We start from the raw sequence: 17,784 nt of genomic DNA, 5'->3' as shown, positions 1-17,784 counted from the left end.
GCCAAAGGGTCGTAGCACGACAGGCTATTAACCCCTTGGCAAAGTCTTTTTATTTTCTGTTAAGCTATACAACTTATTGACTTCAGACTTTTCTCAAAGAGAATTCTGCTTTATATTCTTTGCCGTTTTCTTCTATGAGTACATAGCCTTTGGGCAGGTCTTTTAATAAATAGTCGTATTCACTATCAGATAGTCTACGTGTACTTACTGCTGCTGGATATCTAGTCATATTTTCTATTTTCAGATTAGGAAATACAATAGCTTTTATAGTGGCATTACCTATTTCTTCATTAAAGAAAATATTAATTTGTTTAGCGAAAAAAGAGGCGTCTTTGTCTATAAGTTCAGCAGTACCTTTAACTTTCAAGCGTGGAGGAGTTTCAGGGACAACTTTTTGAATAGTAACTTCTTGACCAAAGACCTCTGATTTCAGCTGTATTTGAGAGGACAACACTACCTTATAAGTACCTGACTCTACATTATTATCTATTTTAAAGGTTGCGGTGGCACCTCGGTGATTATAAGTACTTAAAGTTGCTTTTGTTTCTCCGTTTTTAATTAAAAGTAACTCGCAATATCTGTAATTAGTATTAAAACCTACGCTCATATAGGTAAAGTTTTCTCCTGTTATGGTTAATTCATCACCTGTTTTTAGGGTAGTTGCAGAGAGAGATTTGATTACTGGGGCATAGGTAGGCAATATGTTTATCGCTTGTCCGTCGCTGTTTACAAAAGGAAGTATTTGCTCTTTAGCACCCCCTTTTACTACAAACTTAAAGTCATTTCCTCCGCTGAAAGCTCCAGCAGGTGTATTGAACATCTTAAATTCGAGATTGTAACCAGATATTTCTGCAACTGTAAGCTGGTAATCTTGTCCGTTTTTACGTAGGTAATAGGTGTATTTCTTTAAGGCTTCAGCATTAGCGTATACTAGCACTTTAAAGACTTGCAAGTTGGTAGTTGCTAATGTTTGTACAGGACCTTCAAAAAGATTAATATCTAAAACATCTAAAACAATCTCACTACTATCTAAGGTAAAAACACCACTTTCCACTTCTTCTTTGTCGAAGGTTGCTTTAAAGCGATATTGACCGTTTTTATAAGTTGCAGGCAAGACCACATATACACGTCTTTCTTTTTTGTCTATCTTTTGTACTTTGAGGTCGTAAGAGAGTGCGCTTCTGTATTTAAGGAGCTTTACTTTTATTTGCTCTTTTTTGACGGGTAATGTATTTACCTCGAAGAAAATCACCTCGCCTCCTGCTTTGTTTACCGTATATTCATTAGGAACGTGCCCAATTTCTATTGGGACTTGCGGTTGTTCGGTTTTTTCGGTGGTAACCAATACTTTGTAGGTTTTAGTACTTTTGTTTTCGGCGGTTACAGTGTAGGTTACTTCCTTAGAGAAGTTTTGAGCTACCCCTGTATTGGGGCTTACGGTAGCGCCCTTAGAAACCGTGATGGTAGGAGTAAGGGTGGCAACATCGGTGTCTTCAGGTAATTGGGCGGTGATAGTGGTATTGCTGATAGTACCACTATAAGTGTTACCCTCTACGGTAAAGACAAACGAAAGAATGTCTTTTTCAGCGCTCAGTGGGAGCGTTTCATCATTGTCTTTCTTGCACGCAAAAGCGATGAGCAAGATGCATAAAACGTACAATTTTTTCATTGTAGATAAATTTTTTTGAATTGCTTGCTATTAGAAAGTGCAAAGATAAGACGTAATTAGCAAATGAGCAAATAAGGGAATGAGAAAATGAGGTACTACATCTCTCCTCGTTTCATCTTTTCGAGATTAGCTTTTACCTCTTGGCGTTGGGACTCAAATTCATCATTAGTTTTTGAAAGGAGTTTTACGGCTTTTTCTTCGAGCTTAATAGCTTCTTGTTTTTCACCGCGTATGTACAAGAGGTGAGCGAGGGTATCTAAGTAATAAGGATTTTCAGGTTCTAACTGTACTGCCGAGCTTGCCCACTGATAGGGTTCTGCTAATTTAGCGGGGTCGTTTTTATGTTCTTCGTACACTTTCCAAGCGATGTTATTAGCGCGGTTAGCAAAGCGCATTTTGTAATACTTCCAACTGTTTTCTTCATCGCTTTCGGAAAAAGCCTTATCGAGTGCTGCAATGAGATTACTATCTCTCTTCAATAGGCTTTTATAGTATTCGCCGAAATAAGCACTGGCTTCTTCTACGTTGTTTTCATAGAGAAAATCGATGTAATCATCAGCGGTAAGTACGTTCTTTTTGACACCTTCGATATAAACGGCTTTTACAGGTTCAAAAAGAGTTTTGTCGTTGAATACAAGGCGGTCGAGAAGAGTACTGAAGTGTCCATAGTTTGCTTCTATTACGCCTTTCTCTAAGCGTTGTTGATAGTCTGCATAGTCATCGTTTTTAGGAATGAGTTTTTCGTTATGTGCTTTAATTTCCTCGCTGAACTTCACCAAATAAGCGATTGCATCTACATCAGCAGGAGAAGCAGGCTTTTCGGCATTGAAAATTCGGTAATAATAATCGCTATCATTGCTATTAAGAGCGAGCAAGAAAGCATATGTGGAATCGAGTTTGCTATCGTTTTTATGAGCGTTTACGATGCGCTGCCATTGGGTAGTTACTTGCTCAGGGGTAAGTTGCATTTGGTAGATGCCTTTTTGGTTTTTAAAATCGGAGAAGTAATCTTCTTGCTCTTGCGCTATATAGTCGAAGGCTTCTTCCTCATTAGAGTCGCCTGTTTTTTGCACGGGACGATTTTTAGCTAACAAATACACACGCTGGCTGTCCTTTTTGAGGAAAGTGGTAAAAATAGCTTGTAGGTCTTTTACAGAAAGTTTAGGGTTACCCAAAGCTTTGTCGAGCGCACGAGCCATTGCTATTGTACCGAACTGCTGTCCGTAAGAATCACTTGTTACTATTTCGTCATTGGCAACCTCTTCGATAGTAGAGGGCTGATTGTAGAGCAGATTACCGGCTACGTCAAGCACAGCCATTTGGTTACCTGTAGGTACGCCTTTGGCTTTGAGGGTTTTCATATCTTTGGTAGTAGCCAAATAGAGTTCATACGGATAGCCATTGCTACCGTCTTCTTCTTTATATTTGGCAAAAAGGGCAGCGAATTGTTGTTGAGCCTCTTTGTTATCGGGTTGTTGGAAAACTATTACCAAACGGCTATATTTATCGGCTGAAGCAAGGGCAGTTTTCAAGTTCTTGGGTAGTGAAATATCTGCTTGGCTTTTCTGCTTAGCTCTTTTTTCAGGATTGTATTCGGGGATATCCTGTTCTTCCTCAAAAGCGATGAGATATTTCCAATTCTTTACATTTTCCTTATTGCTACGGGCTACTTTTGCTGGATTAGGAGTGCTTGCTTTGTTACTGAACAGAATTGCGTTATCGGAATCGCCTTCGGTAAGAGAAATCGTTCCTTTATTGGGGTTGTAAGTGCCTTTTAAATTAAGCATATTATTGGTTCCTAAAAATTCTACTTCGACGGCATTGGTTGTCTTTCCGATAGGATATTTCTCAATAATTACTTCTTTGGATTTATTGTTGAAAGCTACTGAATGGGCATTCACTAAGTAAAGGTTTTCAGTACGTGGCACTTCAAAACTTTCTAATACGTAGTAACCAACTCCATTGCTGTCTTTTGTTTTTTCTACATTTTCCAATGAAGTGATTTTGTTATGTACACACACATATTCCACTTCACCTTTGTTGTTTTGGTAACCTACATATAAGAAATGTGGGTCGCCAAAGAGCCCTGTTCCTATTTTAAAGGTAATTTGCAACTGAGAGCTATTGCTCTGTTTCTTCTCAACCAAAAAAGACGACGCATCGGAAGAGAACTCTATTTTTTTATCCTTTAAGGTATAGTTGCCCGAAGCGCCTACCAATTCGTAAGTGTTGTTATTACCAATCCTAAGCTCCAAAGCATTGCCAAGAGAGCTGGCTTTGTAAGAGCCAGCAGGAATAGGGTTTTGGGCTATAAGTGATAGCGGAAATAGTGCTAATAGGGGAAGTGCTTTCATTTGAGTAAAAAATTAAGAGTTAAAAAGCTGAGACTTGTGTAGCAAAAAGTGAGCCAGATCATTCTGTATACTTTTTGATAAGACGAATCATTAAGTCGCTGAGTTTTTCGACTTGATACTCCCCTACACTGGGTTCTAAATGGGCGTTACCTATACCGCTGTCGTCGGTGATAAAGACATAGGTACCATTGGTATATATTGCCATAAAACGCATTAAGAACTCGGTGGGCTTATCGATACCACTGGCTACGATAGGAATGAGTTTGATACCTTTCTCGGCAGCGGTTTTAACTGATGCTTGTACGCTTTTGAGTATCTTATCTTCGTGATGTGGAGGAGCATCGAGTACTAAAAAGGCAATACGTGTGCGTGCCTCGTTGTCCCATTGGAGTTTATTGAGCTGATTGACGGCTGAGTGTACTGCTTCGGGGAAGTCGCCACCACCATCAGCTTTTTGGTTATTAATAAACTGAATGGTTTTATTGATATCCTTAGTAAAATCGGAATGTTTGACTACATACTCATCGCCTTCGTCGCGATAAAAGACCGTAGCGGTGCTTATTTTGAGGTTTTTATTTCCTTCTTCTACCTTACTGATTACGTTCTTCAAGTCCATTTTTAGAAACTCTAACTCATCGCTCATTGAGCCCGTAGCATCTACCATAAAGGCAATTTGTACTTCGTTTGATGCTTTTTTTACTTCATTTTTAAGCGCAATACGGTTGAGTGTGTTTTCGCTAATTGCTTTTTCTGTGCTCACCCATTGGTCGTTTACTTTTAGGCGCAAATGCTCGGTGTTAAGCTCTTTTTCTTTTTGGAAGGCACTCACCCATAGTTCAGCTTTACCCGTGTTATCGGTTTTAGCTGTCCATAGCAGGGTATTGTTGCGATAGAGCGCAACGGTAATATTCACAGCAGGCTTACCATTAGCGGTTACAAGTACCGCTATACGGTGATTGGTGTACATTTGCCAATGTTCGGGGAAAGAAGCAAATTCATTTTTATTGAGCGTTTTTTGGTAGAAATCCCAACTATTGAGGTCGTTCCACTCGCCGGCAGTTACCAAGCCGGACTGAGGTTGGGGGTCGCTTTCGGGACGACGTTTGCGGTGCTTAGGTTCAGTGCGTTTTGCTGGTTTGCTGGTTGCTACATCTTTTGCTACCGACATTTTAGCTGACATCGTACTTTCGTCACTTCTGCTAACATCGCCTGTTACTTTAGAGGGTTTTCTCTTAGCGCTCTTTTCGCCGTAGCCAACTACGGCTATCTCGGCTAATTCGCCACTACTTTCTTCTCGGTAATCGGTGGCAGAGCTTTCATATGGGTATTCGGTGGTACTGCTTCCACGATCAACGGGTTTATAAGCGTTTCGGTTGCCACAAGCTCCTATGAGTAGGGCAAGGCATAACAATAAAAAATAAGATATGTTTTTCATTTTGGAATATAGTTTTTGTGTTTCTAAGAGAAAGTATACGAAAATAATGCCAAATTAGTGCAATGATGCCGGAAATGTGGATAAAAAAGATTATTAGTTGGCAAGTGTTAGTATAAGGCCCCCGAACCCCCGAAGGGGGACAAGCCACAAATAGGGTTACTTGTTTGAAAAGAAACATTCTCTTGTTACATACTCCGCTCTCGCGATGCACATACCCAGCTGTTACTGGCTACCTCAATGAGGGGGAATGTGGCGACGGAAAGGAGAAGGGATAATTAGGGAATTAGCAAATTTGGAAATTAGCAAATTAGCAGTGAGAGCACGAGCTAAAAGCTCGCTCCAGCGGAGGGCAAAGTTGAACCTCCTATAAAGCGACCTCCAATGTGGTCGGGCAGACAGAATGGTTCGGACTTGTGGGACGAGTGGAGGGAGAATAATGACGGAAAGGTGATTTTAGAGTGATGTGAAGAAGAAGTTTTATGGTTTATAGAAAAAAATCATCATTTTGAAACGTTAAAATTGTTTAGGTAGGGTTATTAAGATACGGTGTTTTTTACACATATGAAAAAACGCATCAAAAGCCGTTTTTAGCATTATAATCTTCATAAAAAAGCACAAATAGGCTATTTTTATATGTTAATTATTCACAAAACATAAAAATATAAAAAGCTGAAAAACAGCTTTAAAAATGTTAATAAAAATATAAATGTGTTAAATATGCACATTTTTTTTGTAAAAAAATAGTGCAGTAAAAAAATAATGAGTATATTTGCTGAAAATTTTGCACACCATAGCTACGTACTATATAGGTGTTGTGAGATAATTAGTAATTTTATAGCAAGAAAATAGTTTAAGTAAATTTTTATCGACAATGAAAAGAATAGTATTGTTAATGCTCGCACTATGCACTATGGGGGGGAAAGCTCTTTCGCAAGAGCTGAACTTGCCACAAATGAACCAATATTTGGCAGATAGCGAATTTCTTATTGCCCCTACCTATGCAGGTATTGGGGACTTTGTGAGAATACGTCTTTCAGCAGGTACTCAATGGGTAGGCGTTAAGGGCGCTCCTGATTATCAATCGCTTGCGGGAGATATGCGTTTAGGAGAACGCAGTGGCGTGGGACTTATGCTTTATAATGACCGCAACGGGAACACCAAGCAAATGGGGGGTAAAGCTACGTTTGCGCACCACCTTACACTTGACCGTTATGACAACCACTTTATTTCATTTGGTATTTCGTATGCCTTAAACACTTTTAGGATTGATATCGACAAGTTCGACAATATTCCTGACCCACAAGTTACTAACGACCGCTTTACTGTGAATCACAACTTTGATGTAGCGGTGCTTTACCGCTATAAAAGATGGTTCGTAAACCTATCTGGTTTAAACATCTTAAACAAGGATATTGAGCGTTTCTACAAAGAAGAGCCTAAGGCTTTGCGCAACTACCTTGTTTACGCAGGATACCGTTATAAAAAAGACAAGAACAGTCGTTTTGAAATAGAGCCTTCAGTACTCTATCAGTACTACGAAAGCGACGGGCGTTCTACTACTGATTTTAACCTTAAATTCCGCTGGATGGATTTAGACGATTATTATTGGGTAGGGGTGAACTATCGCTCGTTGAATGACCAAATCTTCAAACCACTAAACATTGGTCCTATGGCGGGGCTCAAACGCGGAATGGTGTACTTTGCATACTCTTACCAACTCCACTTAAACGAACTTATCAGATACAACTCAGGTACTCACGTAGTAACCTTAGGTCTTGACCTATTCCAAGGAGTAAGTAACTGTAAATGTGCACAGCGATAGTAGTATAACAATATAGAATGCAACATATTATCTTAAAGAACATACGCGTTCGCGCCAATCACGGGTGCCTTGCTGAAGAGGGCATTATAGGGAGTGATTACCGCGTGGATGTGAAGGTGAAAGTTCCTCTTGAAAAAGCTTTTAAGAGCGACCGACTTGCTGACACAGTAGACTATGTACACTTGAACAGGATTGTAAAAGAAGAGATGGCTATACGGTCGGAATTATTAGAGCACGTAGCGGGTCGCATTATAGACAGGATATTCAAAGAGCTTTCTGAGGTTCAGAAGATAACACTTGAAATTGCGAAAATCAATCCCCCTATTAATGGCGACGTAGCCTCGGTGAGTGTAAAAATAAAACAGAAAAAACTTGCTAATTAAAAAAAAGGTAGTAACTTTGCACGCTGATACTACAAAACATAAAAAGGCATCGTGGCCGAGGGGCTAGGCAGAGGTCTGCAAAACCTTTTACAGCGGTTCAAATCCGCTCGATGCCTCACTTTTTAACTAAACAATTAATCCACAAAATAAAAATTTCAAAAAGATGACAAACGTTTTAGACAAATTTATTCAGGATGTAAAAAACAACATTCCTGGGTTCGTTGCCGTTTCAGTAACTGAAGTACGTTCAGGGGTTTCTTACGGCGCAGAATCAGTAGATCCTAATTTTGATCCTAACTTAGCTTCTGCTTATAACTTAGAGGTAATAAAAGCTAAACAAAATGCGCTTCAAGCATTAGGATTGGCTACTAAAGAAAAAATAGATGAAATTATAATTGTTCTAACAGATCAACATCACATTATTGATGTGTCAGCAAATGGTAGTTATTTCATTTATTTAGTAGTAGACGCCACCAAAGCAAACTATGGTATAACAAGAGCTTTACTTTCTAAATACAAAAAAGATTTAGCAGCTATATTCTAATCACAGCTCTAATTCCCGCATAATTAAGTTAGTAAAAGAATGTAAAGAAGTTATTATTAAAAGAAAGCTACCGTATTGGTAGCTTTTCTTGTATCTTTGCCTAATTACAAAATATAATGGATGCTACTGCAAAGACCTATACCGTACAAGAGGCAAAAGAGCGATTGGAAGCCTATTGTGCCTACCAAGAGCGTTGCCACCGCGAGGTAGTAACGAAACTGCGTGCGATGGGTATGATACCTTTGGCTATTGATGATATAGTGGTACACCTGATACAAAACGACTTCCTAAACGAAGAGCGTTTTGCTAAAAGCTTTGCCCGTGGTAAGTTTCGCATCAAAAAATGGGGACGCCTGCGCATAGAACGGGAACTGAAGACCAGAGGGCTTTCGAATTACAATATTGAAGTTGGCTTAGAAGAAATTGACGAAGAAGAATACATAGATACTTTTGAGATAGTGGCTGAGAAAAAACAAGCTACTATTAAAGAAAAGAACCTTTATAAAGCTAAAGCTAAACTGGCTAATTACCTACTGTACCGCGGTTGGGAGCCAGATTTGGTTTATGAGAAAGTAGAAGAATTATATGAAAAGTAGAGCACAGGAATCAACGAACGCTATAGAGCGTATGTATGTAACGATGAGACACCTCTTTTCAAGGGGGTTCTATAAACCTATGGGTATCTCGGGCGAGGCACTACGCGAATCACTACTGGTATTGCGCCCAGAAATCTATGGCAGTATTGCTGAGAGCAAATCGGAACTGAACGGGCTTATTTACGTACTTGACCGTCTGCCGGAAGGGATTGAGCAGTGTAAATACATCAACCTAATTGCTGATGAGGGATACCGACAATCGCACTTCAAGCCTATTATCCCACCGAAACGTCGCCGCAATTGTTACCGTATAGATCCTGAGCAGATGAATATTGAAATCACTCGTGGTCGTTCGGATATTTACGACGTGCTTACGCACCTTACTTTCCTATTTATAGAGTCACACAAAATCGCTGACCGCATTCTGTTAGACGACAATAAAATTTCGCACGATTGGGCAAAATTAGAAGCCAATATACAAAAGAGTAAACTCACCCTTGCCGAGCGTGAGGCTACCTTTATACACATAGGCAACCTTTTAGGGCGCACTTTTGAAGAGGTGCTGGGGGCTTACAAAGCCTTAGCTACTCCTACCCTACCCGACCGCTTTATCCACATTATTTACTGGTTAGGCAAGCTCGCTCTGAACGAGCGCGTGAACGACGATAAGCGCACTATCACCTTTAGCACTGTATTGCGCGAGCGTATCGGGCATCACCTGCACGGAGAGATATGGGCGGAACACATCAAGCATATATTACTAAAAAATGGACTCTTAGAACGCCCGTTACACATCATCAGTGCCAATATGCACAGCGTGATGAACAGCTTGTTTGCTGAAAAAGCACTTGCCAAAGAAGTGGAAGTAAGCTCACGTGTAGAACTCTTCGAGCTCCTAAGTCTGCCCGAAAGTGAACCTTTACGCAAAAAAGTGAAGGAATACGCTCATAAACACGGAATGATTTCGGTAGACGATACTTCTGGCACGAACATCGACGTGCAACTGTTTGATACTGCCAAAATAGACTTTACAGATACACCATACGAAGTACATCATCTTGAAAAGGGGGAAAAACCTGTGATATTAGTAATGGACTACGCTTTTGGTGAACAAGCCTTTGAGACCATAGATGAACTCCTAAAACCTTATCACAAAGGAGGCAAGACCTATTTCTTAGACGTGCTTTCTATCTCAATTATGGGTAAGGCAGGCATCTTGGAAGGCGAGAAAGGAGACCTGATGATTCCTACTGCACACATCTTCGAAGGTACGGCAGATAACTATCCTTTCCACAACGAATTTACCAAAGCCGACTTTGAAGGCAATGGGCTGAAAGTGTTTGAGGGCTCTATGATTACTGTGCTGGGAACTTCACTACAAAACAAAGATATATTAAAATTCTTCCTACACTCTACGTGGAATGCAGTAGGCTTGGAGATGGAAGGTGTACATTACCAAAAAGCCATACAGTCGGCATCAAAAATACGCAAGAGCATACGTGAAGATGTGAAAGTGCGTTATGCTTACTACGCTTCCGACAATCCTTTGGAGACTGGTAGCACTCTTGCCTCAGGAGGCTTGGGCACTACGGGAGTAAAGCCTACCTACCTCATCACCTTTAAAATATTAGAGCAGATATTTAACAAAGTGCGAGCACACAGGCAGTCGTAACAGTACAAACAATTAGAGTGAGTGACACAAGTATTATTTTTAGAGGGTACGCTTTTTCAGAAAGCATTTGCTAATTTGATAATTAATTCCTACCTTTGTACCTTAAAATATTAGTGTCATCAAAATATGAAAAAAATAAGCTTTGTACTGATAGCGTTGTTGGTTGCTATCGCTTGTAAGAAGAATGTAAATTTCAACAGCGACCCACTAGCTTTTAAAGATTATATTTCAGGGTATACCTCAGGGCTTATCTCTGCTCACTCAGGAATAAAAATACTACTGAATGAACCCTTGTCGCAAGACAAAATGGACAAGGTGAGCGACCTTAACCTCTTTGAAATTTCGCCTAAGGTGAAAGGAAAAGTGGTGTGCGTAAACCCTACACTTGTAGAGTTTATGCCTGAAAAACCTTTGGCTCAAAACACAGAGTACCGCGTGTCGTTTCACGTGAAAAAGCTCTATGCAGTACCAAAAAAGGAACTGGAGATTTTCAACTTTACAGTGAAAACTTTTCAACAAGCCTTTCGAGTAAGGTCAAACGAGTTACAGTCGTACAACCGTGATTATTATTTTCTTAGTGCTGAACTCTTGGCTAATGACCAAATACCTTACGAAACCGCTAAAGAGATTTTAAAAGCGACTCTTGATGGGAAGAAAGTAGGAGTGAAGTTCCAGTCGCAAGGCACTAATAACAAGTTTGTGATTATCTTCGACAGCTTGCCTCGTCTCAACAAAGAACAAACTCTTCAAATAAAATGGGACGTTAAAGACATACCTAAAGAAAACCTTATACCTTTCTCTTATACTATTCCGCAAAAGGGGGTATTCAAGGCACTGAACGCTAAAACCGACGGTGCCAACCAGGCTTTTAGTGTAAACTTTTCTGACCCCTTAGAAAAAGAACAAGATTTTACAGGACTCATAAGCCTCAGCAATACCAATACAGCACTGAAATACAGCGTAAACGGCAACGTGGTGAAAGTCTTCCGCGAAGAGCAGAAAGAAGGCGACTACAAGGTACACGTTTCTAAAGGTATCAAGAATATCTACGGAGACCGCTTGGAAAAAGAAGCGTCTTTTGACATCAAATTTTTACAGCAGAAACCCGATATTCGCTTCCTTAAGAGCGGTACTATCCTACCGAGCTCACAGAATTTGAAAATCAACTTCCAAACTATCAACTTGCGCGCGGTGAATGTAACGGTATACCGCATTTTTGAGAACAATATCTTTCAGTTTTTACAAGATAACGATTTGGGCGGAGGCTCGTATATACAACGTGTAGGCAAGCCTATTGCACGGAAAGTACTCAAACTGAACGACAGTGCGCTCTATCCGCTGAACGAGTGGAATACTTATTCGCTCGACCTTGCTTCGGTGATTACACCCGAACCAGGCGCAATTTACCGCGTAGAATTAGGAATGACCAAAAACTATTCACTCTACGCTTGTGGTGCTAAAAACGAAGAACCTCTTGACCTTTCGTTTGAACAAAAACCATTAAATGACGACGATGTAACCTACTCTCAATACTATGATTACGACGAAGAATTCTATTGGGAAGAAGACGAGGATAGTCCTTGTAAAGACAATTATTACTACGGCAGAACGGTGGGTACCAATGTGCTTGCTTCCGACCTTGGGGTAATTGTAAAGAAAGGACAAACAAACAACTTTACCATAGTAGTAAACGACTTGCTTACTACCAAACCGGTAGTTGGAGCAATAGTAGAGGTATTCAGCTACCAACAGCAGAAAATACAAGAAGGCAAAACCGATAGTAATGGAATATTGCGCTTAGACCTCAGTAGCCGTGCTTATTTTGCGAAAGTGAAAAAAGACAAGTTCACTACCTATGTGAAGTTAGACGACGGCGCACCACAGTCGGTAAGCAAATACGATGTAGATGGTATGCGCTTACAGAAAGGACTCAACGGCTTTATCTATACCGAACGTGGGGTATGGCGACCCGGTGATAGCATTTATGTGGGCTTTATATTGAACGACTTTGCCCAAAAGACTCCTGAAAAACTGCCTATCAAACTGCGCTTTACCGACCCTTACGGAAAGGTGATAGCCGAGCGTATGCAGAGTAGCAACCCTACCAACCAGTATGTATTTGGACTGAAAACCAACTCCGATGCGCCTACGGGCAACTGGAATGTGAGTATCTCGGCAGGAGCTACGAAATTCAGCAAACGCATCAAGATTGAAACCATTAAGCCTAACCGCTTGAAGATAGAGAACAACCTCAACGGTAAACTTATCAGTCAAAAGGGCGACAATGTGCGCTTGCAAGTGTTGTGGTTACACGGCACTCCAGCAGGTAATACAGGTGTGAGCGTGAAAGCGAAGTTCTACCCCTTAGAAACTGCCTTCAAAGGTTATGAAAAATACGTGTTCAACAATCGCGCTTATCAGTTTGAGAGCGAAGAGATGAACGTATTTGAAGGGCGTACCGATAGCAACGGGAATGCGAATTTCTACTTCAGAACGAACGACTTAGATGCTCCTGGTATGCTAAAAGTGAACTTCCTCACCCAAGCCAACGAAAGTGGTGGCGATTTCAGTACCGATGTGAGTACCGCTTCTTTCTCACCTTATAGTGAGTACGTAGGTTTACGTTTGCCCGAAACCAACAAATACGATTATTACAACACCCAACAAAACCACACTTTCGATGCAGTAGTACTCAGCGAAGACGGCAAACCACTCAGCCATAAAGACGTATCGGTAACCGTGTATAAAGTAGGCTGGAACTGGTGGTGGGACGCTTCGAACCAGAATATCTCTACCTACAATAGCAGTAGTAGCAATGCTATTTACACCACTAAAAACATCACTACCGACAGCAGTGGTAAAGCACGTTTTACACTCAATATTCCGGATGCCGACTGGGGTCGCTATTTTATTATGCTGACTGATGACCAAAGCGGTCATAAGTGTGGCACAACTGCTTATTTTGATTGGGGTGACTGGACTGGCAAATCGCGTGGCAGTGAAGGTAGTGAAGCGGTAATGCTCGCTTTGGGTACTAACAAAAAAGAATACAGTGTAGGTGAAAAAGCTAAGATTAGTTTCCCGTCAGACAAAGGCGGTCGCGCGCTCATCTCGGTAGAAAACGGGAACGATGTACTCGAAACTCACTGGGTAGAGACCGCTAATAAAGAAACTACTTTTGAGGTACCTATCACCAATAAAATGACGCCTAATGTGTATTTCTATGTTACCCTCTTGCAACCGCACAACAAAACGCTCAATGATGCGCCTATACGGCTCTATGGGGTGATACCGGTGAAGGTGGTAGACAAGAATACCGTCCTCAATCCTGTCATTCAAATGCCCGACCGATTGACTCCTAACCAAAAAGTAAGTATCAAGGTAAGAGAGAAATCGGGTAAACCGATGACGTACACTTTGGCTATCGTAGAAGACGGACTCCTAAACCTCACCCGCTTCAAAACTCCTAACCCTTGGAATACTTTCTTTAGCAAAACTGCTCTTGGAGTAAAGACTTGGGACGTTTACGATGATGTAATAGGTGCTTATGGAGGTACTATCAATCAGGCGTTCAGTATAGGAGGAGACGAAGATTTAGGCGGTGCCGATGCACAGAAAGCAAACCGCTTCAAACCCTTTGTGATATTTAGAGGTCCGTTTGAACTGAAAAAAGGGGCAGGTAATACCCATACCGTGAAAATTCCTAACTATATGGGTTCTGCTCGTGTGATGGTAGTAGCCAGCGATGTAAAGGGCAATGCCTATGGTAGTGCTGAGAAAAAGGATATACCTGTGGTGAGTCCGTTATCGATTTTAGGTTCCTTACCACGCAAAGCAGTGCCTAATGAGAAAATCGTGTTGCCGGTAACCGTTTTTGCTATGGAAAAACAAGTGAAGAACGTATCGCTACAAGTAGAGACTAACGGTTTGTTTAAAGTAGTAGGCACACGCAACCAACAGTTGCACTTCGATAAAACAGGGGAGCAAATGGCTTACTTTGAACTTGAAACCACCTCGCAAACAGGTATCGGTAAGGTGAAAATTATTGCTACTTCGGGTAAAGAAAAAGCGACTTATGAGGTGGAAATGGATGTGTACAACCCTAATCCCGTTACTTATGTAGTACAAAACGCCGTACTACAAGGCGGACAGTCGCATTCTCTCAATATCAATCTCTTTGGTGAAAAAGCCAAGACTGTATTAGAAGTATCGAGCTTCCCAGGGGTGAACCTCACTCAGCGTTTGGGGTATCTTATCGCTTATCCGCACGGTTGTAGCGAGCAACTCACCTCAGGGGCGTTTCCTCAACTTTTCTTAGCTGACTTTGTAACCCTTTCTAAAGAAAAAGCCGATGAGGTAAACCGCAATGTAAGTGCTACCATTAGCAAATTGTATGAAAACCAACTCTCTAATGGAGGGTTTACCTACTGGAAAGGCGGCAAGTATGCCGATGATTGGGTAACCTCGTATATAGGTCAGTTTTTTGTAGAAGCCGAGAAGAAAGGTTATGTATTGCCTTCAGGTAGCAAACAGCGTTGGCTCGACTATCAGAACAATGAAGCGCGCCAATGGCGTTACGAGGTTAAATACCAAAACGATTTTGCCCAAGCCTATCGCCTCTATACCTTGGCTCTTGCCGGAAATCCTAACATAGGTGCTATGAACCGCTTGCGTGAACTCAGTGAGCTCACTCCTAACGCTAAACGCACTTTGGCAGCTGCCTACGCTCTTGCGGGACAAAAGCAAACTGCTGAAAAACTCTTCCAAACCACTTCCATAGACGACGATGCCGATAGCTATTACGGCTCGGTGTTGCGCAATAAAGCAATGGCAATGGAAACCGCTTTGCTTATCGGTAGGAAAGAAGATGCAGGACGTTGGGCATTGGAGATTGCCGAAAAGCTCTCGACTAACGATTGGCTCAGCACGCAAACTACAGCCTATTCGCTTTATGCAATGGCAAAATATGTACAGAAGAACAAGAGCGGTAGAAATATAGCCACTAGTTATACTTTGGGTGGTAAAACCGAAAACTTAAAATCTACGGAGCCAATACTACAGAAGACGCTTGCAGCCAAAGGCAATGAGACTTTACAAGTGAAGAACAACGGCAACCAAACCCTCTATGTACGCCTCATTACCAGCGGTATATTACCTGTAGGCAAAGAACTCGCTATGCAAAACGGACTGGCTCTTAACACAACTTACCGCGATAACAACGGACATACACTTGATGTGACCAATTTGCGCCAAAGCACTCAGTTTGTAGCTACTATTGAGATTACAAACCTCACAGGGGAGAGAGTAGACAATGTAGCACTCACCCAAATTATCCCTTCGGGCTGGGAGATTGTAAACACCCGATTTACTGACTATGATGAAGGTGATGGCAACGGCTATATAGACTACACTGATTTCCGTGACGACCGTGCGAATTTCTACTTATCGTTAAAAGCCAAACAAACGAAGTATATCAAGCTCAAGCTGAATGCTTCGTATGCGGGACACTATTATCTGCCGGGTACTTATGCTGAGGCAATGTACAGCAACCGCTACAACACCCGTACCAATGGTAAATGGGTGGAGGTAATTAGGAAATGAGAAAATGAGATAATTAGAAAATGAGATGTGATATAAAAACTGCCTGCAGTAATGTGGGCAGTTTTTTTATTTGAAAAGTTTCTGAGAAGCTCGGAGGTGCGAGGTCGTAACACGGCAACCGTAGCACGGCAGGCGGGGAAAAAATTAGCAAATGTGGAAGCATTGAGGGGTTCGGAAGATTTCGGAGGAGTTCGGAAGAGAGGAGGGAGAGTTTTTGATGAAAAAAGGGTATAAGGAGGGTGGGGGTAGCTTATAGAGAGCTTATAGGAAGCTTATACGAATCTTGGACGATTGGTATATGAAGGGTGTATAAGTGGTTGACTCATAGTACAATACAGCGATGCAAAAAATGGCGAAAAGAGGGTTTCGAGGCGAAAGAAAGAGGAATAGGCCTTAGGCCATAGGCACTAGGAGGGAGTGTGACGGAAAGAGAATAGATGGTTTGGGATAATTAAAGAATTAACAAATTTGGAAATTAGCAAAGGAGAAGTGTGATTAATTGGAGAATCTCTGAAAGAGGTCGGTTTTTTTGTTATTGTGTAAAAGTTTAACATTACTTTAATAGTTGAGAATAAAAAAAAGCATTACTTTTGCCCCAAAATTTAAATACATACAACATTATGAAGAAATTTTTATTGAGCCTTTTGGCCACAGTTGCCCTCGTAAGTTGTGGCGACAAAAACGATGATGCTCCTGCATATTCTGCAGAGGAAGCAAAAGCAGCGGTAACCGCTACGATGAACAGTTTTTATGACTGTCTTAAAAAAGCAAATGACGGCAGTTTTGCTGACTTCTTTTACAATACTGTTTTCAAAGAAGCAGGTAGAGACCAATATGATCAAAAAGAAACGTGGTTTGACCAATTAGGTGACCAATTCGACCGTCAGTTTGACTTGAACAAAGACAATGGTTTTAACTACCAAGAGCTCAAAGGTACCTACACTTGGAATAGCACTACTAAACAATGGGACAAAACGGCTAATACTACCAATAACATCGTTTGGTTGTTCCCAGCTACGGCTAGCAGTACTACCAACAATGCCCGTGGGGTAGTAGAAAATTATGAAGATTTTAAAGCTACTTTTGAAGGAGGAGATGTAAGTAAACTTCCTATAAAAGGTCACGCTGTTGTTACGGTAGATAACGTAAAAATGCTTGAAGTAACAATTGGCAATGTGAGATATGAACAAAACGCTAATTTTGCAGTGCCTACTTCAGCAGATATTACTATTTTTACCAATCCGTTTACCACTACTATCAGACTTACCAAACAAACCGCTGAGAACTTTATCTTTGACTTTGCCTTTAGTTCTCCTCAAGGCTGCACAACTGGATTAAAAGCCAATGTAAAACTTACTTCTGGCAATTATGATAGCTTTGCTACTTTTGAAGAAGCAGTTGATAACATTCACGTGTTAGCTATTCAAAATGACTTTCAAATTATAGCACAAGCAGATGTAAAATCAGTGCATAAGTCAGGTAAAAAAATAGGAGACTTAACAGTGGAAGAAGCAAATACTTATGTAAAAGCAGAGCTCTATAAAAATGGTCGCAAAGTAGCTGATGTGAAATTCGATAAAGAAAACGACGAAGAGGTAGTTTACTTTATTTTCTCTGACGGTTCTAAAGAAAAAGCAGAAAAATACGTATCGGACTTTGAAGAGAGAGTAACCGAAATATTCAAACGTTTTACTAAAACTAAATAAGT

At 40.9% G+C, this 17,784-nt stretch carries 10 protein-coding genes and 1 tRNA gene; 8 read left to right on the top strand and 3 right to left on the bottom strand.

The window, feature by feature from the left end:
* Nucleotides 1-82: 82 nt before the first annotated feature.
* The 3 genes from HMPREF1528_RS02030 to HMPREF1528_RS02020 all read right to left on the bottom strand — a co-directional run bounded on the left by HMPREF1528_RS02030 (nt 83) and on the right by HMPREF1528_RS02020 (nt 5,458).
* Nucleotides 83-1,669 (bottom strand): DUF5018 domain-containing protein, encoded by a 1,587-nt coding sequence (locus HMPREF1528_RS02030; RefSeq protein WP_016478435.1) that lies wholly within the window; start codon nt 1,667-1,669, stop codon nt 83-85.
* A 95-nt stretch (nt 1,670-1,764) separates the two neighbouring features.
* Nucleotides 1,765-4,023, bottom strand: coding sequence for a hypothetical protein (locus HMPREF1528_RS02025; protein WP_016478434.1), 2,259 nt, complete (start codon nt 4,021-4,023; stop codon nt 1,765-1,767).
* A 58-nt stretch (nt 4,024-4,081) separates the two neighbouring features.
* Nucleotides 4,082-5,458, bottom strand: a complete 1,377-nt coding sequence (locus tag HMPREF1528_RS02020; protein WP_016478433.1) for a hypothetical protein — start codon at nt 5,456-5,458, stop codon at nt 4,082-4,084.
* Nucleotides 5,459-6,329: 871 nt separating this feature from the next.
* Between HMPREF1528_RS02020 and HMPREF1528_RS02015 the strand changes: the two genes are divergently transcribed.
* From HMPREF1528_RS02015 to HMPREF1528_RS01975, 8 genes are all read left to right on the top strand, one after another.
* Nucleotides 6,330-7,280 (top strand): type IX secretion system membrane protein PorP/SprF, encoded by a 951-nt coding sequence (locus HMPREF1528_RS02015; protein WP_009417025.1) that lies wholly within the window; start codon nt 6,330-6,332, stop codon nt 7,278-7,280.
* A gap of 17 nt (nt 7,281-7,297) precedes the next feature.
* The gene (gene folB, locus HMPREF1528_RS02010; protein ID WP_016478432.1) at nt 7,298-7,663 is read left to right on the top strand and encodes a dihydroneopterin aldolase; all 366 of its coding nucleotides are present in this window, start codon (nt 7,298-7,300) and stop codon (nt 7,661-7,663) included.
* Between the two features lie 45 nt (nt 7,664-7,708).
* Nucleotides 7,709-7,779, top strand: a tRNA-Cys gene (locus tag HMPREF1528_RS02005).
* A 47-nt stretch (nt 7,780-7,826) separates the two neighbouring features.
* Entirely contained in the window at nt 7,827-8,207 is a 381-nt protein-coding gene (locus HMPREF1528_RS02000) for a hypothetical protein (protein WP_002674747.1), read from the top strand.
* Between the two features lie 116 nt (nt 8,208-8,323).
* Nucleotides 8,324-8,803 (top strand): regulatory protein RecX, encoded by a 480-nt coding sequence (locus HMPREF1528_RS01995; RefSeq protein WP_016478431.1) that lies wholly within the window; start codon nt 8,324-8,326, stop codon nt 8,801-8,803.
* Complete coding sequence (locus tag HMPREF1528_RS01990) at nt 8,793-10,475, top strand: DUF6909 family protein (protein ID WP_034567765.1); 1,683 nt, start codon at nt 8,793-8,795, stop codon at nt 10,473-10,475. Before HMPREF1528_RS01995 ends, HMPREF1528_RS01990 begins: the two co-directional genes overlap by 11 nt.
* Before the next feature lie 126 nt (nt 10,476-10,601).
* Nucleotides 10,602-16,076 (top strand): alpha-2-macroglobulin family protein, encoded by a 5,475-nt coding sequence (locus HMPREF1528_RS01985; RefSeq protein WP_016478429.1) that lies wholly within the window; start codon nt 10,602-10,604, stop codon nt 16,074-16,076.
* Nucleotides 16,077-16,696: 620 nt separating this feature from the next.
* Nucleotides 16,697-17,782, top strand: coding sequence for a hypothetical protein (locus HMPREF1528_RS01975; protein ID WP_016478427.1), 1,086 nt, complete (start codon nt 16,697-16,699; stop codon nt 17,780-17,782).
* Nucleotides 17,783-17,784 lie beyond the last annotated feature (2 nt).

This window comes from Capnocytophaga sp. oral taxon 336 str. F0502 (genome assembly GCF_000411575.1).
GTDB lineage: Bacteria > Bacteroidota > Bacteroidia > Flavobacteriales > Flavobacteriaceae > Capnocytophaga > Capnocytophaga ochracea.
The sequence above is the reverse complement of the archived record's forward strand: the minus strand, read 5'-3'. Positions and strand labels throughout refer to the sequence as shown.